We start from the raw sequence: 24,472 nt of genomic DNA on the forward strand, positions 1-24,472 counted from the left end.
GCCGAGCGCCAGCGAGGCGGGGGGATGAGCGCTGTGGATATGCGGACCGAGAAGCGGGCGGAGCGGATTCGGCTGCTTATTCAGCCTGCGCTCGCGCTGGCGCTGGCCGCTGGGGTGCTGGTTTGGGCGTTCGATCGGCAGCTCACCGTCACCCAGCGGGCCAGTCTCTCCGCGGGCAATATCGCCACCGCCACCCGGCAGCACATCCAGATCACCCTTACCGTCATCGCGATCGTCGTGGTGGTCGCGGTGCCGCTGGGGACGCTGCTGACCCGGGCTCGATATCGCAGGCTCGCACCGTTTTTCGTCGGCATCGCCAATATCGGGGCCGCGGCGCCGGCGATCGGGTTGATCGTGCTGGCGTATCTGTGGACGCAGACCACCGGCTTCTGGGTCGGCGTCGCGCCGATCGCCTTCTACGCCCTCCTGCCCGTGCTGCGCAACACCATCCTCGGTTATCAGCAGGTGGATCCGACCCTGGTCGACGCGGGGCGCGGGCAGGGGATGTCGGCTCGAACGGTGCTGCGCCGCATCGAATTTCCGCTCGCGATTCCCTACATCCTCGCGGGCCTGCGCACGTCGCTGGTGCTGGCCGTCGGCACCGCCACGCTGTCGTTCCTGGTCAGCGCGGGCGGGCTGGGCATTCTCATCGATACCGGCTACAAGCTGCGCGACAATGTCACCCTCTGGGTGGGCGCGCTGCTGGCGGTGGCGCTGGCCCTGCTGGTCGACTGGTTCGGCGCGCTGGCCGAACGATTCCTCGGCCCGAGGGGGCTGCGATGAGGCGAATCGCACTGCTGCTCTTGGCGTTCGGCCTGCTGGCCGGATGCGGTCTGGAGGCGGGCGGCGCGGTGCCGCTGCGGGTGGGCCCGGGCAGCATCCGCCCGGTGGCCGAACTCGACGGGGTGCGAATCACGGTGGGCTCCAAGGACTTCACCGAACAGAACATCCTCGGCTACCTGATCGAATTCGCCCTCACCGCCGCCGGCGCCCAGGTTCGCGACCTGACCAACATCACCGGCTCCAACAGCCTGCGCGACGCCCAACTGCACGGCCAGGTCGACATCGCCTACGACTACACCGGCACCGGCTGGATCAACTACCTCGGCAACGAAACCCCGATCCCCGACTCCGACAAGCAATTCCAGGCCGTTCGCGAGGCCGACCAGGCCGCCCACGGCATGCTCTGGGCGGATATGGCCCCGATGAACAACACCTACGCCCTGATCACCACCGCCGCCGACGCCACCAGCACGCTGTCGGACTACGCACGCCTGGTGAACTCCGATCCGAACTCCGCCAACACCTGCCTGGGCACCGAATTCAGCGTCCGTCAGGACGGATTCCCCGGCATGGCAGGCAAATACGGCATCGATCCCGGTCGGGCCCGCAAGCAGATCATGAACGACGCCCTGGTCTACACCGCCGTCGCGAACGGCACCTGCCGCTTCGGCTCGGTCGCCGCCACCGACGGCCGCATCCAGGCCCTGCGACTGAAACTGCTCGACGACGATCTCGGCTTCTTCCCGAAATACAATGCGGCACTGGTGATGCGGAAATCCTTCGCCGACGCCCACCCGCGGATCGCCGAGATCATGGCCCCCATCTCACAGCTGCTGACCAACGAGACCATCACCGAACTCAACCGGCAGGTCGACGTCGACGGCCGCGAACCATCGGTGGTCGCCCGGGACTGGCTGGTCGCGCGCGGCTTCGTCACCGCGCGCTGAACATTCAGGCGGCCGCCGCGCGCAGCGCCAGCCACCCGTCGCCCGGCTCGGCGAAGCCGTGGTACATCAGCGGAATACGTTGATCCACACCGAAATACCGATAGACGGCCAGCATCGCCCGCCGCACCGACAACTCCTGGAAGTCATCGATGCGCCGCGCCCCGATCGACCGTTCCGGCAGCAGCGCCAGCCGCGCCATCTCGGCCGAATCCCCAACGTCGAGCCCGACCGGACCGTCGGCGATGTAGTGATCGTGGAACACCGACCGCACCCTGCGCGGGTCCGAGTCGACGGCCGCGAACGCCACCGCACGCACCCGCACACCGGGCAGGCGCAGCCCCTCCAGCATGGCCACCAGTTCCGGATCGCGCCGCGGCGCACCGGCCACCGGAGCCTGCTCGAGCAGATGCAGCATGTAGGCGCCGCGCACCCGCGGTTCGGGCACCAGGAACAGGCTCACCATCGGTTCGGCATGCCCCGAACAGGACAGACAGATTCTGCTGTGCAGCGGATCGGACATGCGGACTCCTCAGGAAAGCGGGCCGGCCGATACTCCTCGAAGTATAGGAGCCGAGCCCGCCTCCGCACAGAGTTCTCACGCGTTCAGCAATTGCCCGTCGGTCGAGCCGTTGGCGGCGAGCTGGGCCGCGATATTCGCCCGGACCGTCGGCCACTCCTCGTCCAGAATCGAATAGAAGGCCGTGCTGCGCACCTGCCCGTCCAGTCCGCGCGAATGCGCCCGCCGCACGCCGTCGCTGGTGGCGCCCAGGCGCTCGATCGCGATGCGCGAGCGCAGATTTCGCACATCGGCGCGCATCGCGATCCGCCGCACGCGCCAGCTGTCGAACGCATGGCTCAGCAGCAGCAGCTTCGACTCGAGATTCGCCCCGGACCCCCGCGCGGACCGCGACAGCCAGGTATTGCCGATCTCGGCCGCGTCCGGCACCGCCATCAGCGGATCCCCGCTGGGCATACCGTGTACGACCGGCCAGACCAGCGGCCCCTGCCAGTAGTCGAAGCGGGTGAATCTGGTCGAACCCAGGACTCTGCCGTCGACCGCCGAGACGATGGCGAAGGCCAGCGCGGTACCGGCCGCGTGGCCGGCCACCGCCTGTGCGACGTACTCGGTGGCCTCCTCCGGGCCCTGGGGTACCGGCGTGAAGGCAAAGGCGTCGCGGTCCCCGAAGCCCGCCTCGGCGAGCCCCGGAATATGATGCGGCGCAATCGGTTCCAGCCGTACCAGGCGGCCGGTGAGAGTAACGGGTGCAGGCACGTTCCCTCGATCTTTCGGGACGGTCTCGGCCACGTTCGGGCAGGTTGCCGTACCGGTCGCAACGCTCCGGATCGACGGACCAGCCCTGGCGCGCCAGCAGCAGCATCGGACAGTGAAATGAACGATAACGGAACATGCGCCATCGGCACTGTAGGCGCAATGTAAATTCCGCAGCCCGGCTCGCGTGTCTCTCGGCGCGTCGCGAGCCCCCGGTCAGCCCCCGGTCAGCGGCAGGATCCGGTACCCCGGCGGCGCCGAATCCAAACCCGCGAATTCGATTGCTCGTTGAAAGCTGATAACCGATCCGAGCCCCGCTTGCGCTCGACCGGCCGGCGCACGGCGCCTGGTCCCTCCGGGATCAGACGCCCACCGGAAAATGCTGAGGCAGACGATGTTTGGCGGCGAAGCGGTGGGTCAAACGGACGATCGGCCCGGCGAAGGTCCCGCCGAGGCGGGTATAGGGCCACAGGGCGATCAGTACCAGCAGGATCAAGCCGCGCGCCTGAACCATCACGGGCGCGTCGGCGAGCGCCTCCGGATTCGGGTGCAGACTGAACAGCGACCGGAACCAGACGAAAAGCATTTCGGCCGCAGGGTGTTCGCCGTCGGTAGGGTTCGAGCCGAAGTCGATGGCCACCCGCGACAGCACGGTCGCGGCCAGCACCGGCAGCGTGAACCGATCGAGCGGGCTCACCGCCGAATTCGGCATGGCCGCGATGAGCGGCGGCACGATCAGCAGCATGGCGCCGAGGATCGCGAAGGGCTGGGCGAGGATCTCGACCACCGTGGCCACGGTATGCACCGAATCGGTTGTGTGCGAGGTGGAGCCGATCATGTCCAGCACCCGTGCGCCCAGCACGCCGGCGATGCCGATCCGGAAGATCGCGGGACCGATCCGCTCCAGGCGACCGGCATCGGGACCGGGCTCGAGTGGGCCGAACCGGTCGTGCCGATAGCGCCACAGATGTCCCAGCGCGAATGAGGCAAAGGCGCTGTAGGGGAGGATGATCCACATCAGGAACATCATGGTAGTTCTACTTTCAACTTCGGATCTGGACCATCACAGCAGACCGTGCGGACTGAAACAAGGGACGGAAGTCAACAGTCCGCGAATTTGCGAAGGATATGCCGCTCTGTCCGAATGATCCCGACGTTCGCAAGGGTGTTGCCGGTAGGTCATCCAGCGCTGCCAGGATTCGCTTGCCTCGCAAGAATTCCCACCCGGAACGGAGACCGAGCATGCGATTACCCAAGGCGATGCTCACCACCATGCTGGCGGCGATCACCCTCGCCGCCGGATTCACCCCGAACGCGCACGCGGCCGACGACGCGAATGTGCGCGTGCTGTCCTGGAACATCCTGCACGGCGGCCGCGAGCCGTCGCCGGACAATCTGCCGCGGCTCATCGACCAGGTCGTCGACGTGCGGCCGGATGTGTTCTTCGCCGTGGAGACCTACGGTTCCGGCGACGCCATCGCCGACGCCCTGACCCGGCGCGCGAACAACGGCCGCTACACCGGGATTCGCGTGACCGACCGCGCGCCGGGCTCGGACAATCTGTGGATCTTCACCCGCTACGAGGTGGTCGCCACCTATCCGAAACCGCAGGGCGGCCAGGTCACCGACTTCAATCTCGGCGGTGTGCGGGTACGCCTGCCGCGCGGCGGCGAGCTGAATCTGTTCGCGGCCTGGCTGCCCTATACCAATCCGTGGAACGGCTATCTGATGGACGACAACGCGGCCGATCGCCAGGCCGGGCGGCCGCCGCGGCATTCGGTCGACGATGTGGTCGCGGCCGATCGGGCGCAGACGCAGGCCGTCACCGATATCGTCACCAACCAGCTGCCCCGGATGCTCGGTACCGACGGTTCGCCGGTGCTGCTGGCGGGTGATTTCAATACCGCCCCCGCCGTCGATTGGACTCAGGCCCAGGCCAACTGCCCGAACCACTTCGGTCTGAGCTATCCCCTGCGGGCCACCCAGGCCGTGACCACCGCGGGTTTCGTCGACACCTACCGTGCGGCGCACCCGGATGTGTGCACCGATCCGGGCAGCACGTGGAGTCCGCTGCCGACCGAGAAGATGATCACCCCGCAGCGCATCGACTTCATCTTCGCCCGCGGCGGGCTCGACATTCGCTCCTCGCGGCTGATCGACCGGCGCATGCCCCAGCACGGTCCCGGCGTGTTCTATTCCGATCACGCCGCGGTCGTCACCGAGGTGCGCCCGCTGCGCTGGTGGTGAGGATGCCGCCGAGACCATAAGCTGACCCGGTGATTTCGGGTCGGACTGTGATCGACCAGCGGTTCGAGCTGATCGAGCCGCTGGGCAGCGGCGGTATGGGCACGGTGTGGCGGGCCTATGACATCGCCCTGCACCGCGAGGTGGCGCTCAAGGAGGTCCGCGACGACCAGCAGGGTGGCGCGCAGCGCGAGCGGGTGCTGCGCGAAGCGCGGGCGCTGGCCCGGATCGGGCATCCCAATGTCGTAGCCATCCATCACATCGTGGATTCGCCCGCGGAGAAGCATCCGTGGATCGTCATGGAACTGGTCCGCGGCGGCTCGCTCGCCGACCGCCTCGCGGCCGGACCGCTGCCGCCCGACCAGGCCGCCAGAATCGGTCGCGGCATCCTCGCCGCACTGCGCGCCGCCCATGCCGTGGGCGTTCTGCACCGCGATGTGAAACCGGCGAATGTGCTATTGCGCCAGGATGATTCCCCGGTGCTCACCGATTTCGGCATCGCCGCGCTCAGCGATATGACCGGCCTGACCTCCACCGGCAGTGTGGTCGGCTCGCTGAATTACGTTGCCCCGGAACGTCTGGGCGGCCGCGAGGGCCTGCCCGCCTCGGATCTGTGGTCCCTGGGCCTGGTGCTGTTCACCGCCGTCGAGGGCTATCAGCCCATGCAGCGCGAAACCTCGGTCGCCACCCTGGCAGCCGTTCTCAAAGGCGAAGTGCCGCAACCACAACGCTCCGGCCCCCTGACCCCGGTCCTAACTGCCCTCCTGGTCCCGGACCCCGACAGCCGTCCCACCGCCGAAGCCCTCGACCACATGCTCGCCCACACAGCCGAGCGCCCCTACCCCTTCACTCCCCCGCCTCCCCAAATCTCCCCCACCTCAACCACCTACACCTCCACCCCCAGTTCCCCGTACACCGCTGGCCCACAGCACGATCCATCCTCCACATCCGCCCCACAGCACTTTTCGGCCGGGCCCACCCACACCCCCGGCCAAGCGCATCCCCCAGCCGGGCCTGGCCACGCCTTCTGCCCACAGCACGATTCCTCCTCTGGATCCACCCACACCTCAGCCCCACAGCACTTTTCGGCGGGGACCACCCACACCCCCGGCCAAGCGCACCCCCCAGCCGGGACCGACCACAGCTCGGGCCGAGTGCATTCCTCGGCTGGCCCCACCCACAGCTCTGGTCCTCATTTCTCCGCGGGCTCTGTTCATCCCTCCGGGCAGCGGGATTCGTCCGCATATCCGCATGGTCCGCAGTCGCCCGTCCGATCGCGGCGCGGTTGGGCGGTGGCGGGGGTTGCGGTCCTGGCTTCCGGGGCGATTCTGGCCGTATTCGGGCTGGTTCTCTTGCGGTCGACGCCGTCCGCGCCCGAGGCGGGTGGTGCGGATCAGCCGGTGCCTTCGCAGGTGGTTGGTCCGGCGAGCATAGTGGCACCGTCCGCTACCGCCAGGATCACCGCCGCTCCCCCGGTCGGTGAGCAGTCGAATCTGCTCACCCCCGAGGGCATGCGGGCGGCCGTCGCGGCGCTCGAAAAGGCCGCGGGCGGGCAGCAATTCACCGAGACCACCATCTATCCCGGCTACGTGAACACCGGCGCGCCCGTGGCGGGCCAGCCGGGGTTGTTCGACCGGTTCAGCTATCGCAACGGCAAGGCCGCGCGCAGCGGGCCGGGTGGTCAGCTCACCGATCCGACCATCGCACTGGGGTCCGTCGACTGGTCGGTGCTGCCGAAACTGTTCGACGCGGCCGATCAGCAGCTCCGAATCCCACATCCCACAAGCAGATACGTCATCGTCGACCCGGCTTGGACATTCAACGACAACCGACCCTCGCTGCTGATCTACCTGTCCGACGACTACGGCGGCGCATATCTCGCCGCCGATCTGGACGGCACAATCGTGCGGACGTACCCCCGCAAGTGATCTGGGGGGTATGACACTCCCAGGGCGCGGCAATCGGGGCCCCGGCACGACAAAATCGGTTGAGTGGGTGCCTGCAGGCGTCGAGGATGGCCGGGTGACGGGATCGGTGTTGTGGTTGACCGGTGCGCCGGGGGTTGGGAAGTCGACGGCCGGGTGGGGGTTGTTCATGTGGGCGCGGGCTGCGGGGCGGGCGGTGGCGTATGTGGATATCGATCAGTTGGGGTTGCTGGCTCCGGTACCGGAGGGGGATGTGGGATATCACCGGATCAAGGCGGGCAATCTCGTCGAGGTGGTCGAGGTGTTCCGGCGGCACGGGGTGGAGCAGGTGATCGTGTCGGGGGTGGTCGATCCGGTGCGGGGCATCGCGCCATATGTGGGAGATCTTGATATCACGCTCGTCCGGTTGCGTTGCACGGCAGGGGAATTGCGACGTCGTTATCTCGGGCGGGGATCATCCGGCGAGCGTGTGGTTCAAGCGTTGGAATTCTCGGATCTGCTGGATCGCAATGGCATCGGCGTCCCATTGGATATCACCACGCTGTCACCCGAGGCCGTCGTCGACGCACTCTCCGAGCGAATTGGCACTGCGGCACAGGGGAACACCGTACCGCCGACCACCGAAACGGACGGATTCACCGAGCCGCTTCCGGTGCTGCTACTCCTCGGCCCCACCGCGGTAGGCAAGTCGGCCGTGGGCTGGGAGGTACTGCGGACTCTGTGGGATCGAGACCTTCCGGCCGCCTTCATCGACGCCGAGCAACTCGGCTTCCACCCTGACGGGTCAGGCCCGAATATCAAGGCCCAGAATCTTCTTCGCGTCTGGCACGGATACCGTCGCGCGGGCGCACGAGCGCTGATCGTCGTGACACGGGGCCAACCCGAGCCCTTTACGCGAGCGCTCTGCGAAGAGTTCGTCACCACCGTCCGGCTGGACGCCTCCCCCGAGGAGTTGGCGAAGCGGATCGCCCAGCGCGCACACGGACAAGGCCCCGGCCTCGCGGGCGATTCCCTCATCGGGGCATCCGCCGAACGGCAGACGCGAACCGGGCGGCGCGCCGACGCGGAGGCGCGCACATTGCGCCGAAACACCGACGGCATCCCGGTGATCGAAACCGACGGCGCGGACATTGCGAGTATCGCGGCCGAATTGGCCGATTTCATGATCGAAATTCGTTGACCCCCAACATATTCGATCTATATAACCCGTAAACCCCTACTGCGTCGAGGAATTCGAATTTGCGCGCCCGGGATCGACGCTCGCCCCGCTCCACCCGGTCGGATGATGACTGCATTGGACTCGGATGAGGGAGCAGAATCATGAGTCGTCGATGGCCACGTCTGGCAGGAATCGTCGCGGGGCTCGCCTTGAGCCTCGCCGCACTGACGCCGGTAACCCATGCCGCGCCGAGCGACAGCGCCACCTGCGCAACCAAACCGCGACCGGCGGGCAAAGTGCTACAGGGATATTGGGAGAACTGGGACGGCGCGTCCAATGGCGTGCATCCGGGCATGGGGTGGATTCCGATCACCGACGCCCGCATGGCCACACACGGTTACAACGTCATCAACGCGGCATTCCCGGTCATCCGCTCGGACGGCACCGCGCTGTGGGAGGACGGGATGGATTCGACGGTCAAGGTCGCGACGCCCGCGGAAATGTGCCAGGCCAAGGCGGCCGGAGCCACCATCCTGATGTCCATCGGCGGCGCGGCGGCCGGTATCGACCTCAATTCCAGCGCGGTCGCCGACCGTTTCGTCGCGACCATCGTGCCGATTCTGAAGCAGTACAACTTCGACGGCATCGATATCGACCTGGAGACCGGCCTCACCGGCAGCGGCAATATCAAGACGCTGTCCACCTCCCAGGCCAATCTGATCCGGATCATCGACGGCATCCTGGCCCAGATGCCCGCGGGCTTCGGCCTGACCATGGCCCCCGAAACCGCCTATGTCACCGGCGCGAGCGTCACCTACGGTTCGATCTGGGGCGCCTACCTGCCGATCATCAAGAAGTACGCCGACAACGGGCGGCTCTGGTGGCTCAACATGCAGTACTACAACGGCAGCATGTACGGCTGTTCCGGCGACTCCTACCAGGCCGGAACGGTCCAAGGGTTCACCGTTCAAACCGATTGCCTGGCAAAGGGTCTCACCGTACAGGGCACCACGATCACCGTCCCCTACGACAAGCAGGTCCCCGGCCTGCCCGCCCAGCCCGGCGCGGGCGGCGGCTATATGTCCCCGAGCCTGGTCGCCCAGGCGTGGAACCATTACGGCAGCGGCGCGGGCAATCCGCTCAAAGGCCTGATGACCTGGTCGATCAACTGGGACGGCTCCCGCAATTGGACCTTCGGCAACAACGTCAAATCGCTACAGGCCAGGAGCTGATCAATTGCATTGAGGCGGACGCGCGCCGCGCTGTAGACTGACGCCCGCGCACGGCGCGCGTCCGACGAACCGGAACCAAGGAGCTGATGAATATGGCCCGCACAGGCTGTATTCGCCATGCCCTCATCCGGTTCGTGCGTTGACGCACGCCCGGATCGTACTTCCACGATCTGGAGATCTCATGTCCACCACTCCTCCGGTGACCGACCTGCGCACCGAACGTCTCGTCCTGCGCCGCTGGACATCCGGCGAGATCGACGCCGTACTCACCGACCGGCGGCTGCCGCACTGGGCGGCCGACTTCCCCGCCGAGGGCGACCGGGTCATCGCCGGTCTGATCTCGGAGAATCCGGACTGGTCGACCGAGTACGGCCATCGCCTCATCGCCGAACGCGACGGCGGCCTGATCATCGGATCGATCGGCCTGTTCTGGCCGCCGAACAATGGCGAAATCGAAATCGGCTACGGCATAGCGCCTTCCCGCCGGGGCCGCGGCTACGCCACCGAGGCCACCCGCGCACTGGCCGAATTCGCCTTGGGCGCAGCACAAGTGCACACCGTGCTGGCGAAGGTCGAACTGTCGAATCCGGCTTCGATCCGTGTGCTGGAGAAGGCGGGCTTCCGGCACAGTCCGGCGCTCATCGACGAGGACGTCGCGGAATTGCGCCTGAGGGCCTAATCCTCCTGTCCGGCCAGGGCTTCCGCGGTGAGTGACAGGTGTCGGGTCAATACCTCAGCCGCGGTGTCGGCGTCGCGGGACAGTGCGGACTCCTCGAGTCGGCGGTGTTCCTCGGCGCCGTCCCGGTGCGGATTGCGCCGCGCCGACAGCCGGCGGGCCAATTCGCTTGCGGTCCAGAGGCGATCGAAGGTTTCGAGCAGGGCGTGGTTGGCGCAACCCTCCAGCAGAGTGCGATGGAAGCTCCGGTGCGCCTCGGACCAGGCTTCGCTGTAGTAGTCGCCGTCCCGCGGTGTGAAGGGCGGCGTGCGGGCGAGGCGGTGGTGGGCGGCTCGGACGCGGGCCTCCCAGTCGAGGTCGCCGCGTTCGATGGACATGCGCAGCATCGCCGGTTCGATGGTCCGGCGGGCCTCCGCGATCTCCTGCCAGCGGCGGTCGGTGAATTCCGGTACGGCGAAGCCGCGATTGGGCAGCCGATCGGCCAGGCCCTCGCCGACCAATCTCACCAGGGCCTCACGCACGACGGCCAGGCTGACACCCTGCGCCCTGGCCAGATCCTGCGGTTTCAGGGCGTCGCCGGGTGCGTGCTCCCCGCGCATGATCGCCTCACGCAGGCGGAGGTAGACCTGCTCGGAGAGCATCTGCTTCGCTGGTGACGTCGAGGGGTGGGCCGTCCGGATCATCCGCTCAGCATAGACGATTCGACAAATAATCGATTATTCGTGCTACGGTCGATCATGTTCCACAGTTCGGCTCGAAAGGTACGCGATGAGCGCCAACGACCCCTTCGCCCGCCTCCCGCAGGCGGCCTCGTTCACTGTCACCAGCACCACCGTCACCGACGGCGCCCCATTGCCGCCGCAGCACTGGTCCTCCGGCGTACCCGGCGGGAAGGACATATCGCCGCAGCTGTCCTGGAGCGGCGCTCCGGACGGCACCGAAAGCTACGCCGTCACCGTCTACGACCCCGACGCCCCGACCGGATCCGGATTCTGGCACTGGGCGGTCGCCGACATCCCCGCCACCGTCACCGAACTGCCCGAGGGTGCGGGTGACGACACCGGTTCGGCCTTGCCCGAGAAGGCTTTTCAGCTGCCCAACGACGCGCGCATGGCGCGTTTCCTCGGCGCGGCCCCGCCCGCCGGGCACGGACCGCACCGCTATGTGATCGTCGTGCACGCCCTCGATGTCGAATCCCTCGGCGTCCCCGCCGATGCCACCCCGGCCTATCTGGGCTTCGTCATGAGCTCGCACATCCTCGGCCGCGCGGTGCTGACCGCTACGGCGTATACGCCTCCCGCGACCGAAGTCGTTGAACGCGTGGAGGTCTCGCGCGTCATTCCCGCTCCCCCCGCCGCCGTCTTCGCGATCCTCACCGATCCGAAGGGCCATGTGGACATCGATGCGTCCGGGATGCTCATGTCCGCCGAGGGCCAGCCGGTCGAGCGGGCCGGTGACAGATTCGTGGTGCATATGGACCGAGATGCCCTGGGAGACTTCCCACTCGGCAAATACGACGTCGAGGTCGTCATCACCACACTGATCCCCGACGAAGAGATCGCCTGGACGGTCGAGGGTCAGCTGCGGCCGCATGTCCGCCACATCTACGGCTACCGGCTCGCGCCGACCGAGGGCGGCACACTCGTCACCTCCTACTACGACTGGTCCGAACTCGACGAGACCTGGAAGCGGCGACTGACCTTCCCGGTGGTCCCCGAAACCGCCCTCCGGGCCACCCTCGGCATCCTCGAACGCACCGTCCGCCGCCGCACCACCTGATCTCGCGGGGCCGCATAGGAATTCCCTATGGGGCCCGCTGACAATTCGTCTTTGCCACCGCTTCTTTTCGGGACATACCGTGAAAACAGCTCGACGCCGATTCCATTTTTCGCCGAGCGTCGACACGTAATCGAAAGGATCAGTGGCATGACCACGATCGAAACACGGTCGGAAACGCGAGAACTCGCGGGGAAGCGCGCCTTGGTCACCGGCGGCACTCGCGGAATAGGAGCGGCCATTGTGCGCCAACTCCTCGACGCGGGGGCCGAGGTGCTGACGACCGCCAGGTCGACGACCAGCACCGCGCCGGAGGGGGCCTCCTTCGTGGCGGCCGATGTGCGGACGCGGGCCGGTGCGGAGGCGATCGCCGCCGCCGCGCGGGAGCTGCTCGGCGGGGTGGATGTGCTGGTGCACAACGCGGGTGGTGGGCAGCCGCATCATGGAGCCCTGGCCATTCCCGACGAGGTGTGGCAGGACGCGCTGGATTTGAACTTCCTGGCCTCGGTGCGACTGGACGCGCTGCTGGCACCGGGGATGCGGGAGCGCGGTTCGGGAGCGATCGTGCACATCTCCTCGGCCGCGGTCCCGTCCGTCGCGCCACCCTTCCTGCACTACACGACGGCGAAGGCGGCGCTCGAGAACTACAGCCGCGGGCTGGCCGCGGAGTTGGCGCCGTTCGGGATTCGGGTCAACGCCGTATTGCCGGGCCGGACCGCCACCCCGGGCGGCGAGGCGACGCGGGAGCGGTGGGCACTGCTGAACGAGGGGCCGGGCCAGGACAACACCTTCCCGCCGCTGGGCCGCGACGGCAGACCCGACGATATCGCCGACGCGGTGCTGTTTCTCGTATCCGGCCGGGCGAGTTGGCTGACCGGAAGCAGTCTCGTCGTAGACGGCGGCGAATTCCCCCGGGGCTGAAGCGAATCGGAAGGAGGCCCGGCATGGGCGTCTACAGCGACAAGAATGTGGTGATCACCGGGGGCGGTAATGGCCTGGGGTTCGCGATGGCGAAGCTGCTGGTGGACGACGGAGCGCGGGTGATGATCACCGGTCGTTCACAGGCCACCCTCGACGCCGCGCGGGAGCGGCTCGGGGACAACGCGTTGGCCGTCCGGGGCGATGTGTCCGCGGTATCGGACCTGGCTGCCTTGGCCGACCGCGTGCGGGATGAATTCGGCACGGTCGACGCCCTTTTCGTCAATGCGGGCATCGCGGCCCTCACGCCGTTCGAATCGACGACCGAGCAGATGTACGACGAACTGTTCGCGATCAATGTCAAGGGCGCGTTCTTCACCGTGCAGAAACTCGCTCCGCTGCTGAATACGGGTGCGGGGGTCGTTCTCACCACCTCGAATGCGAATACCATCGGCGTGCTGGAGTCGAGTGTCTATTCCGCGGGCAAGGCGGCACTGCGCTCATTCGCCCGCACTCTGTCCCGCGAGCTGATTTCGCGTGGAATTCGGGTCAACGCGATCAGTCCCGGCCCTATTGATACGGGAATTCTGGAGGCCACGATGACCGCGGCGGCCGCCGAGCGGTTCAAGGCGGAACGGGTCGCGGACAATCCCATGCGGCGGTTCGGTACGCCCGAGGAAATCGCGCGGGCGGCAATATTTCTCGCCTTCGAGGCGACCTACACCACCGGGGCCGAACTCGTCGCCGACGGTGGCGCCACGCAGCTGTGAGTCGGCGCTAGGACGCCAAGGGGGCGGCGCTGTACCAGATCTCCTGCCGCAGGAGTTCGAGTAGCGCCGTCGCCGCCCGTCCCGCCTCCTGACGCACCACGGCGACGACGGGCTGGGAGACGATCGGAAATACCGGGCGCACAAGGTATTCGTAGCCGTGGGGCACCGCGGAGGCCGGAACGAGTGTCACACCCAGTCCGTGGGCGGCCCAGCGCACGGCCGTCGCCGTCTGGGATACGCGGGCGGCGGTGACCGGGGTCAGCTCGTTGTCACGCAGTACACCGGTGAGCACACCGTCGAGCGCGCTGTCACGGTCGAACCGCACCCACGCTTCGCCGTCCAGTTCACGCAGGGCGACCCGGTCCGCGGCCAGCTGCGAATGTCCGGCGCTCAGCACCACGGCGAACTCCTCGTGGCCGAGATGGTGCGCACCGGCCGGACCCCGCTCGCACGCCGCCATCAGCGCGAGATCCAGCGCGCCCCGGCGGCAGAGTCGTTCCAGCTCGGCGGAACTCGGCTCCTCGAAGACGGTGACCTCCAACCGGGGGAAGCGCCGACGCAGCGCGCCCAGCGCGCCCGGCAGTTGCCGCGTGCCGAAACCCATCTGCACCGCGACCACCACTTCGCCCGCCAGTTCCTCGGCCCCGGCCCGGGCGGTCGCGCGCGCCTGACGCGCCGCGCGCACCGCGATCTCCGCATCCCGCAGAAACGCGCGACCGACCGCGGTGGGAACGAGGCCCGTCGGCGTGCGCGCGAACAGAGTCACGCCGAGCTCCCGCTCCAAATTGCGGATCTGCTGGGACATCGACGGTTGGGCGACATGCAGCAGCTCCGCAGCCGCCGTGACCGAGCCCGCCTCCGCGACGGCCAGGGCGTATTCGAACTGACGAAGGCTCATCGGCCCCATCTTATCCACGTCACCGATGGCGAGATCGTGTGCACGAGCTGACGAACTCCTCGGGCAAGGTGTCAGGGCGCGCAGGGAGATCGTCGACCCGATCTTTCTCCCGCTGGTCCGTGGCACAGTGGATCCGAGACGACCCCCCAGGGAGGAGCAACACACGATGAGCGGACGCACCCCCAGCCAGTGGGAGGAGATCACGGCCGCCGATCCGGCGCATTCGACCTGGTACGTGGAGCGGTTCCGGACATTGGCGGCGGAGGGCACCGATATCGTCGGCGAGGCGCGACTGATCGACGCGATGCTCGAGCGCGGTGCGCGCGTCCTGGACGCGGGATGCGGTCCGGGGCGGGTGGGCGGTTATCTGCATCGCGCCGGTCACCTCGTGGTCGGCGTCGACGTCGATCCGGTCTTGATCGCCGCCGCCGAGCAGGACCATCCCGGCCCGACCTGGATCGTCGGCGATCTCGCCGAACTGGATCTGCCCGACCGCTTCGATGTCATCGTGTGCGCGGGAAATGTGATGACATTCGTGGCGCCGTCGACCCGGACGGCCGTGCTGACGGGGTTCGCCCGCCACCTCGCCCCGAACGGTCGCGTGGTCGTGGGGTTCGGCGCGGATCGTGGTTACGAGTTCCCGCGATTCCTCGCCGACGCCGAGAGCGCCGGACTCGTTGTGGACGTGCGACTTTCGACGTGGGATCTGCGCCCGTTCACCGACGACTCCGATTTCCTGGTGGCGGTATTCTCTGCAACGAAATCGGATCCCAGGTGAATACGAGTGGCGGTTGGGAATCGGCGCTTCACAGGCCCGCGGCGGTGAGCCGGTAGTCCGCTTCGAGCAGCAGCCACCCGCTCAGCTGCACCGATAGATCCGGGCTCAGGTTCTCCGCGGGCGGAGGCGGTGAATGTGTGAGTTGGGCAAGGACTTTCGTGCCGTCGGGGATCGTGACCGGGCGGGACCAATCCATGCCGAACAGTGGCAGCCCGTGTACCTCGGCACGGTTCTCCCAGGCCGCTCGCGCGGAGGCGTGCACGATTCGCGCCGCGGTCGTATCGCGCAGGGACAGTGCGGCTTCGGCGAGATAGCGGGCGAGGATGCCCATGAACAGTCCGGAATCGTCCGCACCGGAGGCGGCGATCACTCCGGTGTGGGCGAGCCTGTCGCCGGCCGCGGCGACGAGTGCGGCCGCGCGGTCGTGATGAACCGATTCGCCTGTGCGGACGGCTAATTCGGCTTCCAGCCCGATGACCACGCCTTGACAGTAGGTCAGGACGGTGCGGTCCACCCGCCCGCCGGGCTCGTAGAGACCGTCGAGGATCAGATCGCTGTCGGCGTCGCGTAATCGGGTGTGCAGGAAGTCGGCGAGTTGCTCGGCGCGCGGCAGTTCGCCCAAGCGCGCCAGAGCGATCGCGGTCGGACCGATCGCCGGGGTGTTGTAGTAGTCGGCATTGATCCGCCACGGCACCGCGCCGACGGCCGGGTTCCAGCCATCCACCAGGGCCGACTTCAAATCTTCGACCGCATCGCCGAACCGGATGCCGAGCAGTCGATCGGCGCGTTCGAGCGCCAATGCCAGCCACGCCATATCGTCGTAGTACCGATTGGTCCAGCCGGTGAGATTGCGTGCCCGAATCCCATTGGCGAGGGCGATAACTCGTTCGACGCGTTCGGGAGTGCGGGCGCGGTACGCGGCATCCACCGCGCAGTCGAGCAGATGGGCCTGCCACCAGTAGCACCATTTCAGAAGCGACTGATCCAAGAGCGACGACGGCCAGACGAGCGTGCCCAACCGCAGCCCCGACTGTCCCCACAGCGTGCGCACATGCCGGCGCACGATCGCCTGTTCCGCCAGATCCGCCCGCTTCGCGCACTCCTCGACGCCCACGCAGTACGCGCCCGCGCTCCGCGTGAGCGATCGCGCCTGGGTCGGCTGGGTGAGCGCGGTGAGTGCGACCGTCGCCCCGGCGGCGAACAGCACGCTGCGCCGACTGATCCCCTTGTTCCGGCGATCCATCCGCCCGGACTCCTCTTACAGAACAACGCTCACCAGAGCCGGAAACCGTTCAGTTACAGCTTATCCTGCCCTGGCCGCCACGGCGCGGCGCGCGGGATAACCCCAGGTGAAGGAGTTGATCACCGACAGCGATCCGCTGCGTTGGCCATGCATCAGCTACTGCCTCGTTACCTTCGAGACACGCGAAGTTCAGCAATCCCCGACCGCACGGACTCGTGAATGTCCAGCGTCAGTTGCACAGTGGCGAGCACACTTTCCGGTGCGATCCGGTTGTCGGCCTCGCCACGCAGACAGGCCAGTACGTGGTCGATCATCGCGGTGTAACTCGAATCGCCTTCCGGTGCACGGCCACGGATTCCGTCTGAGGTGTATTCGGTTGTGGTGGAATCGGATTGCTGCGCCACCCCGGTGAATCGATGTTCGAGCACACCGTCGGTGAAGGTGGCGCGGTAGCCGCCGCGAGAGCCGTGGGCATGCGGCATGAGCGAACTGGCGCTGACGCGGACGAGTCTGTCGGGGTAGGACAGCAGCGCGACCGTCGGCCACTACACGACCGCGTAGAAATCTCGCCCGGGGCGGCGGCCCCTACAACCATTGGCAGCGGGACTGCGTGGGAACGGCCGTGCGCATCCTGAGGCAGAATACGGGCGTGGACGACTTGCCGGGATCCGGCGAAAACGAGCTCGATGCGGTGGAACGGTTACATGGGAAGCCGGAAGATACGACGGCGGCCGAGAGTGGTCGCTCCGAGGGGGACAACAGCACGGCAAAGCTCATCCGGCTGCCACATCGACCGCGCCGCAGGACCTGGCAGCCCGAGGGCGGTACGGTATTCGATCCCGCACCGACCAGGCCCGTCCTGCGATCGGAACTGCAGTCCGAAACGGGGGCATGGCCGGTCGATCCGGGCGCGGGCGAACATGAGGGAAGCGTCATCGATCTCGGCGCGTCGCGACGCAAACGAGCCGGTAACGAGGCTCCGGGGGTAGGAATTCGGCGTCTGGCCAAGCCGCGCAGAATCGGGCCGGACACCCCGTAGAAACCGTCACCGCCCGCAGCCGGGGTCAGCCGAAGATCGGGGTTTCGGTGCTGTAGAGGAAACGGGTCAGGGAGCGATCGATGAATCGCTCCTCGTCCGGGGCGACGGTTGTGGTGTGGGTGTCGGAGGTGAACCAGCGGGCGGCGTCGGCGATGTCGTCGACCCACACCTCGGCGACGCCATCGTAGAAGACGCTGCTGACGCCGGGGATCTCGTCGTCGGTGGGCAGCAGGTGGTCGACAGCGCGCCCGGACATGTCGCGCAGGTGCGCCGCCTCGTATTCGACCCGCTCACCACCGCACAGCGCCGACACCTCGGCGTCGCCCTGTCCCGCGTCGCCGAGGCCGTGCGGCGCGAGACATCCGGGTGAATGCTCACCGCTGTCGCCATCGACCCGAGCCGGGGGCTGCGCACGGCCCGCCCGATCGGGCCCCAACATGAGCAGCAGGAGCGGCACGGATCCAGCCCCCTGCTGCTCGAATCCTGCTGCACTGCAGCCTGCTTCGAATCGGGGTGAAAATCACCCGGCATCATGAATAGGTGGAGTCGACGCAACAAACCGAAAGACATGAGCTCGCCGGAGAACGTGAGACGCTCACCCGAGCTCTGGAATTCCAGCGAGAAACATTGGCCCGGATATGCTCCGGGCTCACCGCCGACCAGCTTCGCACGCGGGCCGTGGAGCCGTCGGCACTGTCGCTGATCGGACTCGTCCGCCATCTGACCGATGTCGAACTGGGCTGGTTCGACCGCATCCTGTCCGGCGGCAACATCCCATTCCGCTATTGGCGCGCCGACGCCCCGGACGGCGCGGACTTCGACATCGACGAGGCCGATACCGACGAGGCGCTCCGGTTGTGGCACAACGCATGTGACCGATCCCGCGAAATCACCGCCGCCCGCGAGTCGCTCGACGCCTACGGCGTCTACCAGCCGACCGGCGAGAGCTTCAGCCTGCGCTGGATTCTCGTGCACATGATCGAGGAATACGCTCGTCACAATGGTCACGCGGACCTCATTCGGGAACGGATCGACGGCCGGACCGGCATCTAGAAGCGGCTCCCGCGCCGATCGCGGGCGCACGCTAATCTATTGCGTGCGAGGAGGTTACATCGAAATGCGCAACAAGCTCGATCAGCGTGACAGCGGCCTGGCGTCGGGAGTGTTCCTGAAACCACAGCGGCAGCCGAGTCGGGGCGGTCTGGACGTGATCGGCGCGGTGCTGCTGTTCGTAGGGGTGTTCTTCTTCGGCAACGTCCTGACATTCGTCGTCGGCATGCTCGGCGCACCGGGAGGAGCGTCGAGCGAATGTACCGGCCAGTGCCGCACCTACGTCGACGCGGGTTCCGATCTGATGGGTTACGGGACATACGGTATCGGGCTCGTCGTGCTGATTCTGATTGCATGGAGCGTGCGACGTGAACGGCGCGCGATGGTGTGGCCGCTGCTGTCGATCCCGGTGCTGATCCTTGTGGCGATCGTCAGTTTCTGGCTCGCCGCCCACGGGGCCGCATCCGCGCACAGCTGAGATCGGGCCGAGCGAGCAGGCGCTCGGACCGGCCGAGGCGCTACGGCTTCCAGACGTATCGGATGTCCGGCTCGCGTTCCTCGTTCTCGCTGCCGTCGGTGCGGAAGCTTTCCACGAAGCCATGGCGTTCGTAGAAGCGCTGGGCGGGAGTGTTGACCTGGAAGGTCCAAAGCTCGAGGCCGCCAGGACAGCGCTCCTTCGCGACCGCGATCAGACGGTCACCGATGCCGCGCCCACGCCAGTCCGGGTCGAGGTAGAGCTGGTCGAGTTCACCGTTGTGCAGCACCATTACGCCGACCACGGCGTCCCGTGCCTCGGCCACCCAGGTCTCCCGGGTGGGTACGACGTTGTGCACGAACCAGTCTCGGATCCGGTCATCGTCTCGAGGGCGACGCACCGTCGGCAACGCCGCATCGAACGAGCGGATCCAGACCTCCGCCACCGCCGCCGCATCGGCTTGGACGGCGCGGCGGATCAGCACTTGATGATTGTCCATTCGTAGTACTCGTTGGTTGCGACAGGCTGATTGAACTTCGAGACGTAGGACCTCGTGAATCCTGTGGTGTCTCGGGACGACGGAGGCCGACGGCGTCTCAGCCGGATCAGTGAATCACGAGAAGGGGGAAATCAGATGGAGTTTCGGTGTAGAGCCGTGGGGTGAGACGGTAGGGAATCCGTCCCACCTCAAAGAGTCCGAACAGGGAAAGTGCCTGGCTATCAGGTTCGAGGACGGGGGCCCGCTCGACGGGGCCCGGCTAGCCTCCCCCGCCTCCGGCCTCGGCACCACGCCCGCCATTGTCGGAGCGTATGCGCTCGCCGGTGAACTCGCTTCGGCGACAGGGGAATTCACCGCCGCATTCGCCCGCTACGACCGGCGCATGCGGCCGTTCATCACGACATGTCACACCCGCGCACGAGCCGGGGGCAACCTCTACATCAGCCGATCGAAGTTCTGGTGGCAGATGCAACAGATCCGCCTGTCGAACATCTCGCTCGTCCGGCGGCGGATGGCCCGCGCGGCCGCCGAGGACAAACAACAGATCGCCAACTCGATCGACCTTCCCTAGTACTGAACCAACATGCCGGACCCTTTGCGGTGCAGCGCATTTCGTCGGACGAACCGCGACGCGGTCCTCGACGCGCTCGACGCCGACCACCAGCCGACCCGGCTAGCGCGCCCGGCGGGGCAGGCAGAACATCAAGGCCCACAGCACGATCAACGCACCGCCGACCCACCAGAGCACGCCGGTGAACGCGTCGCGGTTGAGCGCGCCCGCGGGTGCGCCGCCGGTGCTGGAGAAGAACATTGGGCCCGTCAGCGCGATACCGAGGGCGTAGCCCAGCTGGAGCGCGGTGTTGAACAGGCCCGAGGCCGAACCGGCGCTCTCGCGCGGAACCCGCGCCAGAGTCAGATCGGCGATCGGTCCGCCGATCATGCCGAAGCCGAAGCCGAGCAGTAGCACGGGGACCGTCATCGCCAGCAGGGTGACCTCCATCCGGCCGCTGATCTGGAGCGCGTAGGCCGCGATCGCGGCGAGGGCGATCAGGGTTCCGGTTTGCGGCAGCCGACGCGCGAAACGTCCGGCGGTCTTGGTCGCGACCATCGCACCGGCCAACTCGCCGAGGGCGAGCAGCACGAAGGCAAGGGCCGCCATCAGCGGGCTCATGCCCAGGCCGTGCTGGAGGTACAGACTCCAGGTCATGAAGAACAACCCGCACACCAGGGCCATCGTCAACTGTGCGGACAGACCGCCGGAGAACTGCTTGCTCTTGAACAGCGACAGCGCCACCAGCGGTGAATCGTTGGTGCGGCGGCGCTGGTGAACGAGGAAGGCGGCCAGTACGAGCAGACCGCCGGCGAGCATGGCGAAACACCACAGCGGCCAGCCGTGGGTGTGGCCCTCGGTGAGCGGGAAGACGATCAGCACCATCGCGATCGCCGACAGCAGCACCCCGGCGAGGTCGAGGCGGTCGGCCTTCGCCGCGGTCGACTCCGTGATGAACATGCGTCCGAGGATGATCACCGCGACGCCGACGGGAACGTTGATCAGGAATATCGGTCGCCAGGACAGTCCGAACAGGTCGGCCTCGGTGAGCACGCCGCCCAGGATCGGACCCGCGACGTTGGCGGTCGCCAGGATGGCCCCGTAGAGGCCGAAGGGGCGGCCGCGGTTTTCGCCGTCGAAGGTAACGTGCAGGGTCGCCAGCACCTGCGGGATCATCACGGCCGCGGCCCCGCCCTGGAGCACGCGCGCGACGATCAGCATGCCGGGCCCGACCGCGATGCCGCACAGCAGCGAGGCGAGGGTGAATCCGACGGTGCCGAGCAGGAAGGTCCTGCGTCGGCCGTAGAGGTCGCCGAGCCTGCCGCCGGTGATCAGCCCGAGCGCGAAGGTCAGCGCGTAGCCTGCGGTCAGCCACTGCACCACGGCCGGTCCCGCGCCGAGCGACTGCTGGAGAGTGGGCATGGCCGTCAGGACGACCGAATCGTCGACGATGTTCATGAGTTCGCCGGTCAGAACGACCGCGAGGGCGATCTTGGCGGCCGTCGTCGTCTTCGACGCGGTGCCGGATGGGGTACTGCCCGCGGGCTCGCGGGTGTGCTCGGGTTCGTTGTCGAGCGCGGAGGAATTCATGGCAGGACTCCTGGTTCACCGAATCGGGGAGCTCGCCGTCAACACACCAGGGCCGGACAACACGAAACCCGGGGCAGTCGGCAGAGCTGCACCCGGGAAATGACAGAAAACAGGGATTGGGTGACGCAACTCAGGCCAGCGCGACGTCCGCCCCGGACACGTTCAGAAATCAGGACGTGGGGGAACACGGACGGCTACATGGCCTGGGATATAAGTCACCACCTCGAATCCACTACAGAAGCAACGAACCTGCACTCTACCCCGCCTCAACTCGGGACTCCCCCGGCCGTGCATCCTCAGTGCCGACCGCTACCGTCCGATCGGTCGACATATGGCCGAATACAGTGACCCCCAGTCCAATTCACGTGGTCGCCCCGGCGCTCGTTCTGGTTGAATCGCCCGTATGGCAACCAGCGTGCGCATTCCCGGGCTGGTGCTCACCGAGCACGAGTTCTCCGTCCCCCTCGACCATTCCCGCCCTGACGGCCCGAAGATCACTGTCTTCGCGCGGGAGATCGCCGATCCGGACGGGCTCGACCGGCCGTTTCTCCTCTACCTTCAGGGCGGGCCCGGGCACGAGGCGCCGCGGCCGTCGCGCGGGACGCCGAGCTGGCTGTCGCGAGCGTTGCAGGAGTACCGGGTGCTGATGCTCGACCAGCGCGGCACCGGGCGGTCCACGCCGGTCGGCATGTTGTCCGGCTCTCCGGCCGAGCAGGCCGAATACCTCACCCACTTCCGCGCCGACGCGATCGTCCGCGACGCGGAGTTCGTGCGGCGGCAGTTGGGCGTCGAGAAGTGGAGTGTGCTCGGACAGTCGTTCGGCGGGTTCTGCACGCTCGCCTACCTTTCCCACGCTCCCGAGGCCCTGGCCGAGGCCTTCTTCACCGGCGGGCTGCCGCCGATCGCGCGGCATCCCGACGAGGTCTACACCGCGACGTTCGCCAACCTGATCGAGCGCAATCGCCAGTACTACCTGCGCTATCCGGGCGATCGCGAGCGGGTGGAAGCGCTGCTGCCGATGCTCGACGACGGGGCCGTCGTCCTGCCCGACGGCAGTCCGCTCACCGCGCGGTTGTTCCAGCAGCTCGGGTACGTCCTCGGTACCAGCGGCGGCGAGGAGGCGCTGCACTATCTGCTCGAACGCGACCCCAAGTCCCCCGCCTTCGCGCACGACGTCGCGAACTCGCTGCCGTTCACCGCGCGCAATCCGCTGTACTCGGTGATCCACGAGTCGTCCTACTCCGATGGCTTCGCCACCCGCTGGTCCGCCGAGCGCGTGCTGCCGGACAAGTTCCGCACCGACCGGACGCTGTTCACCGGGGAGCACGTGTTTCCCTGGATCTTCGACGACTTCCACGGTCTCCGGCCGATGAAGGAGACCGCCGAACTGCTGGCCGCACACCAGTGGCCGCGGTTGTATGACGCCGACGTGCTGCGCGAGTGCACGGTCCCGGCGGCGGCCGCGATCTATGCCAACGACATGTATGTCGAGCGAAAGTTCTCCGAGGAGACCGCGCGGTCGATCCCGACACTGCGGCCGTGGATCACCAACGAGTACGAGCACAACGGCCTGCGCGCGGCGGGCGATCACGTGCTCGGGCGGTTGATCGACCTCGTCCGCGGCCGGATCTGACGGCTTCACCACGGCACGGTACGTCCGAAGTCCGCGATATCGTGCGCGAACCGTGCCTCAAAGGAACTGTCCGCTGGCCAGATAGGGCGCCGGAGTCGGCATACCGCGGACGGCGATATAGCCCTCCTGGCCGATCCGCAGCCCGGCTGCCAGCCCGACGTCGACCGCCCACTCGTTCGCGACGGTGATGCGGTTGACGAGGGTGTCGGCACCTGAGGAAGCGAGCGCTTCCCACAGAAGATTTTCCGCGGTGCTGTGATCGGCCGCCGCCAGAAGGATCGAACGCCCTCGATCATCGAGATATACATATCCGCGCTTGTCAGCGGCACGAGACACCCTCAGGCGGTGATGGTTCAGCAATTGCCGGTGATCGGGTCCGTGGCCGGCGCCGCGAAGCTGTCGGTCCAGTCGGTCCATCCAGTCGAAGTCATCGACCGACCCCTCGGACAGACCGGTCACCGCCGGAAGGGTGGAGCGGTCGACGGTGCCGATCATGCGCATCTGAGGATGCAGCGAGAACCCGGCCAGCCGATATCGCCGGGTGGCGCCGGGATGTACGGACGAGGAGAAGATGCCCTGGCGACCATCGGCGTGGGTCAGGACGGCGTCGAGCAGTCGCTTCCCGATACCCCGCCCCTGCCGGTCCGGCAGGACGCCATATGTCGCCAAGTACCACAGGCGTTCTCGATTCTGCGAGATCGCGAATCCGACGACCTGCTCGCCATCGACCGCGATCCAACAACCGTGCGGGTCCACCTCCAGGAAATAACGCATCCGGTCGATCCACCGCTTGGCGGCCTGTTCCGATCGAGGTTCGGGTTCGGGCTCACCGACTCGCAGGTCACGCCGATCACTATCGAGAAAGACAGCATCAGAAGCACTTTCGGCGCCCGGCAGATCACCGACCCGCATCGGTCTCACCTCCGCACAATCCATTTTCCCACGGTACAAACCACACGGTGGAGAGGAGAACTGATTTTGCGCAGTCCGGAAGATCAACCCAATTGCCGACGAGAG

The 24,472-nt window shown here is 67.1% G+C and carries 27 protein-coding genes and 2 pseudogenes; 18 read left to right on the forward strand and 11 right to left on the reverse strand.

The window, feature by feature from the left end:
• Positions 1-24 precede the first annotated feature (24 nt).
• Entirely contained in the window at positions 25-783 is a 759-nt protein-coding gene (locus NP4_RS23855; protein ID WP_068001863.1) for an ABC transporter permease, read from the forward strand.
• Positions 780-1,730: a glycine betaine ABC transporter substrate-binding protein gene (locus NP4_RS23860; protein WP_068001866.1), complete on the forward strand. Its 951-nt coding sequence runs from the start codon at positions 780-782 to the stop codon at positions 1,728-1,730. Before NP4_RS23855 ends, NP4_RS23860 begins: the two co-directional genes overlap by 4 nt.
• Before the next feature lie 4 nt (positions 1,731-1,734).
• On the opposite strand, the gene NP4_RS23865 is transcribed toward NP4_RS23860, so the two are convergent.
• From NP4_RS23865 to NP4_RS23875, 3 genes are all read right to left on the reverse strand, one after another.
• A complete protein-coding gene (locus NP4_RS23865) occupies positions 1,735-2,250 on the reverse strand; it encodes a hypothetical protein (RefSeq protein WP_068001869.1) in 516 nt (171 codons plus the stop codon).
• 75 nt (positions 2,251-2,325) lie between these two features.
• Positions 2,326-3,003 carry a GNAT family N-acetyltransferase gene (locus NP4_RS23870; RefSeq protein ID WP_068001873.1) on the reverse strand — a complete coding sequence of 226 codons (678 nt, stop codon included), beginning with the start codon at positions 3,001-3,003 and terminating at the stop codon, positions 2,326-2,328.
• Positions 3,004-3,361: 358 nt separating this feature from the next.
• Positions 3,362-4,030, reverse strand: a complete 669-nt coding sequence (locus NP4_RS23875; protein WP_068001876.1) for a respiratory nitrate reductase subunit gamma — start codon at positions 4,028-4,030, stop codon at positions 3,362-3,364.
• 212 nt (positions 4,031-4,242) lie between these two features.
• On the opposite strand from NP4_RS23875, the gene NP4_RS23880 reads away from it, so the two are divergent.
• From NP4_RS23880 to NP4_RS23900, 5 genes are all read left to right on the forward strand, one after another.
• Positions 4,243-5,247: an endonuclease/exonuclease/phosphatase family protein gene (locus tag NP4_RS23880; RefSeq protein WP_068001879.1), complete on the forward strand. Its 1,005-nt coding sequence runs from the start codon at positions 4,243-4,245 to the stop codon at positions 5,245-5,247.
• Between the two features lie 47 nt (positions 5,248-5,294).
• Positions 5,295-7,172, forward strand: a complete 1,878-nt coding sequence (locus NP4_RS23885) for a serine/threonine-protein kinase (RefSeq protein ID WP_068001882.1) — start codon at positions 5,295-5,297, stop codon at positions 7,170-7,172.
• Positions 7,173-7,266: 94 nt separating this feature from the next.
• A complete protein-coding gene (locus tag NP4_RS23890) occupies positions 7,267-8,349 on the forward strand; it encodes an ATP-binding protein (RefSeq protein ID WP_068001884.1) in 1,083 nt (360 codons plus the stop codon).
• A gap of 140 nt (positions 8,350-8,489) precedes the next feature.
• On the forward strand, positions 8,490-9,560 hold the full coding sequence (locus tag NP4_RS23895; protein WP_068001887.1) for a chitinase: 1,071 nt from the start codon (positions 8,490-8,492) through the stop codon (positions 9,558-9,560).
• 181 nt (positions 9,561-9,741) lie between these two features.
• Positions 9,742-10,239 carry a GNAT family N-acetyltransferase gene (locus tag NP4_RS23900; RefSeq protein WP_068001890.1) on the forward strand — a complete coding sequence of 166 codons (498 nt, stop codon included), beginning with the start codon at positions 9,742-9,744 and terminating at the stop codon, positions 10,237-10,239.
• On the opposite strand, the gene NP4_RS23905 is transcribed toward NP4_RS23900, so the two are convergent.
• Positions 10,236-10,919, reverse strand: a complete 684-nt coding sequence (locus NP4_RS23905; protein ID WP_068001892.1) for a GntR family transcriptional regulator — start codon at positions 10,917-10,919, stop codon at positions 10,236-10,238. The two genes, NP4_RS23900 and NP4_RS23905, sit on opposite strands and share 4 nt — an antisense overlap.
• 85 nt (positions 10,920-11,004) lie before the next feature.
• On the opposite strand from NP4_RS23905, the pseudogene NP4_RS42755 reads away from it, so the two are divergent.
• From NP4_RS42755 to NP4_RS23920, 4 genes and pseudogenes are all read left to right on the forward strand, one after another.
• Positions 11,005-11,547 (forward strand): annotated as a pseudogene (locus NP4_RS42755) (YbhB/YbcL family Raf kinase inhibitor-like protein); the annotation flags it as partial.
• 9 nt (positions 11,548-11,556) lie between these two features.
• Entirely contained in the window at positions 11,557-12,015 is a 459-nt protein-coding gene (locus tag NP4_RS42155) for an SRPBCC family protein (RefSeq protein WP_245996986.1), read from the forward strand.
• Between the two features lie 147 nt (positions 12,016-12,162).
• Complete coding sequence (locus tag NP4_RS23915; RefSeq protein WP_068001896.1) at positions 12,163-12,933, forward strand: oxidoreductase; 771 nt, start codon at positions 12,163-12,165, stop codon at positions 12,931-12,933.
• Between the two features lie 23 nt (positions 12,934-12,956).
• On the forward strand, positions 12,957-13,700 hold the full coding sequence (locus tag NP4_RS23920; protein WP_068001898.1) for an SDR family oxidoreductase: 744 nt from the start codon (positions 12,957-12,959) through the stop codon (positions 13,698-13,700).
• Positions 13,701-13,707: 7 nt separating this feature from the next.
• Here the strand turns inward: NP4_RS23920 and NP4_RS23925 are convergent, their stop codons facing one another.
• On the reverse strand, positions 13,708-14,598 hold the full coding sequence (locus tag NP4_RS23925) for a LysR family transcriptional regulator (RefSeq protein WP_068002125.1): 891 nt from the start codon (positions 14,596-14,598) through the stop codon (positions 13,708-13,710).
• 166 nt (positions 14,599-14,764) lie between these two features.
• On the opposite strand from NP4_RS23925, the gene NP4_RS23930 reads away from it, so the two are divergent.
• Positions 14,765-15,376, forward strand: coding sequence for a class I SAM-dependent methyltransferase (locus NP4_RS23930; protein ID WP_068001900.1), 612 nt, complete (start codon positions 14,765-14,767; stop codon positions 15,374-15,376).
• Positions 15,377-15,404: 28 nt separating this feature from the next.
• On the opposite strand, the gene NP4_RS23935 is transcribed toward NP4_RS23930, so the two are convergent.
• Both NP4_RS23935 and NP4_RS23940 read right to left on the reverse strand, forming a co-directional pair.
• Complete coding sequence (locus NP4_RS23935; RefSeq protein WP_082876170.1) at positions 15,405-16,619, reverse strand: glycoside hydrolase family 76 protein; 1,215 nt, start codon at positions 16,617-16,619, stop codon at positions 15,405-15,407.
• A 167-nt stretch (positions 16,620-16,786) separates the two neighbouring features.
• On the reverse strand, positions 16,787-17,047 hold the full coding sequence (locus NP4_RS23940) for a hypothetical protein (RefSeq protein WP_147287801.1): 261 nt from the start codon (positions 17,045-17,047) through the stop codon (positions 16,787-16,789).
• A gap of 221 nt (positions 17,048-17,268) precedes the next feature.
• On the opposite strand from NP4_RS23940, the gene NP4_RS23945 reads away from it, so the two are divergent.
• Complete coding sequence (locus NP4_RS23945; protein WP_068001906.1) at positions 17,269-17,658, forward strand: hypothetical protein; 390 nt, start codon at positions 17,269-17,271, stop codon at positions 17,656-17,658.
• A 25-nt stretch (positions 17,659-17,683) separates the two neighbouring features.
• On the opposite strand, the gene NP4_RS23950 is transcribed toward NP4_RS23945, so the two are convergent.
• Positions 17,684-18,115 (reverse strand): EthD domain-containing protein, encoded by a 432-nt coding sequence (locus NP4_RS23950; RefSeq protein WP_068001909.1) that lies wholly within the window; start codon positions 18,113-18,115, stop codon positions 17,684-17,686.
• Between the two features lie 83 nt (positions 18,116-18,198).
• Here NP4_RS23950 and NP4_RS23955 point away from each other — a divergent pair, with 83 nt between their 5' ends.
• Together NP4_RS23955 and NP4_RS23960 are read left to right on the forward strand one after the other, a co-directional pair.
• Positions 18,199-18,711 (forward strand): DinB family protein, encoded by a 513-nt coding sequence (locus NP4_RS23955; protein ID WP_068001911.1) that lies wholly within the window; start codon positions 18,199-18,201, stop codon positions 18,709-18,711.
• Entirely contained in the window at positions 18,659-19,186 is a 528-nt protein-coding gene (locus NP4_RS23960) for a hypothetical protein (RefSeq protein ID WP_156524938.1), read from the forward strand. Before NP4_RS23955 ends, NP4_RS23960 begins: the two co-directional genes overlap by 53 nt.
• Before the next feature lie 40 nt (positions 19,187-19,226).
• Here NP4_RS23960 and NP4_RS23965 read toward each other — a convergent pair whose 3' ends face one another.
• Positions 19,227-19,682, reverse strand: coding sequence for a GNAT family N-acetyltransferase (locus NP4_RS23965; protein ID WP_068001916.1), 456 nt, complete (start codon positions 19,680-19,682; stop codon positions 19,227-19,229).
• Positions 19,683-19,929: 247 nt separating this feature from the next.
• Between NP4_RS23965 and NP4_RS43420 the strand changes: the two are divergent.
• Positions 19,930-20,059, forward strand: a pseudogene (locus tag NP4_RS43420) (FAD-dependent monooxygenase); the annotation flags it as partial.
• A gap of 5 nt (positions 20,060-20,064) precedes the next feature.
• Positions 20,065-20,253 carry a hypothetical protein gene (locus NP4_RS41130; protein WP_147287800.1) on the forward strand — a complete coding sequence of 63 codons (189 nt, stop codon included), beginning with the start codon at positions 20,065-20,067 and terminating at the stop codon, positions 20,251-20,253.
• Positions 20,254-20,355: 102 nt separating this feature from the next.
• Here the strand turns inward: NP4_RS41130 and NP4_RS23975 are convergent, their stop codons facing one another.
• Positions 20,356-21,822 carry an MFS transporter gene (locus NP4_RS23975; RefSeq protein WP_068001924.1) on the reverse strand — a complete coding sequence of 489 codons (1,467 nt, stop codon included), beginning with the start codon at positions 21,820-21,822 and terminating at the stop codon, positions 20,356-20,358.
• A gap of 403 nt (positions 21,823-22,225) precedes the next feature.
• Here NP4_RS23975 and NP4_RS23980 point away from each other — a divergent pair, with 403 nt between their 5' ends.
• Entirely contained in the window at positions 22,226-23,455 is a 1,230-nt protein-coding gene (locus tag NP4_RS23980; RefSeq protein ID WP_068001928.1) for an alpha/beta fold hydrolase, read from the forward strand.
• 57 nt (positions 23,456-23,512) lie between these two features.
• On the opposite strand, the gene NP4_RS23985 is transcribed toward NP4_RS23980, so the two are convergent.
• Complete coding sequence (locus NP4_RS23985; RefSeq protein WP_245996839.1) at positions 23,513-24,454, reverse strand: GNAT family N-acetyltransferase; 942 nt, start codon at positions 24,452-24,454, stop codon at positions 23,513-23,515.
• Positions 24,455-24,472: the final 18 nt, after the last annotated feature.

Source organism: Nocardia pseudobrasiliensis NBRC 108224, from assembly GCF_001613105.1.
GTDB lineage: Bacteria > Actinomycetota > Actinomycetes > Mycobacteriales > Mycobacteriaceae > Nocardia > Nocardia pseudobrasiliensis.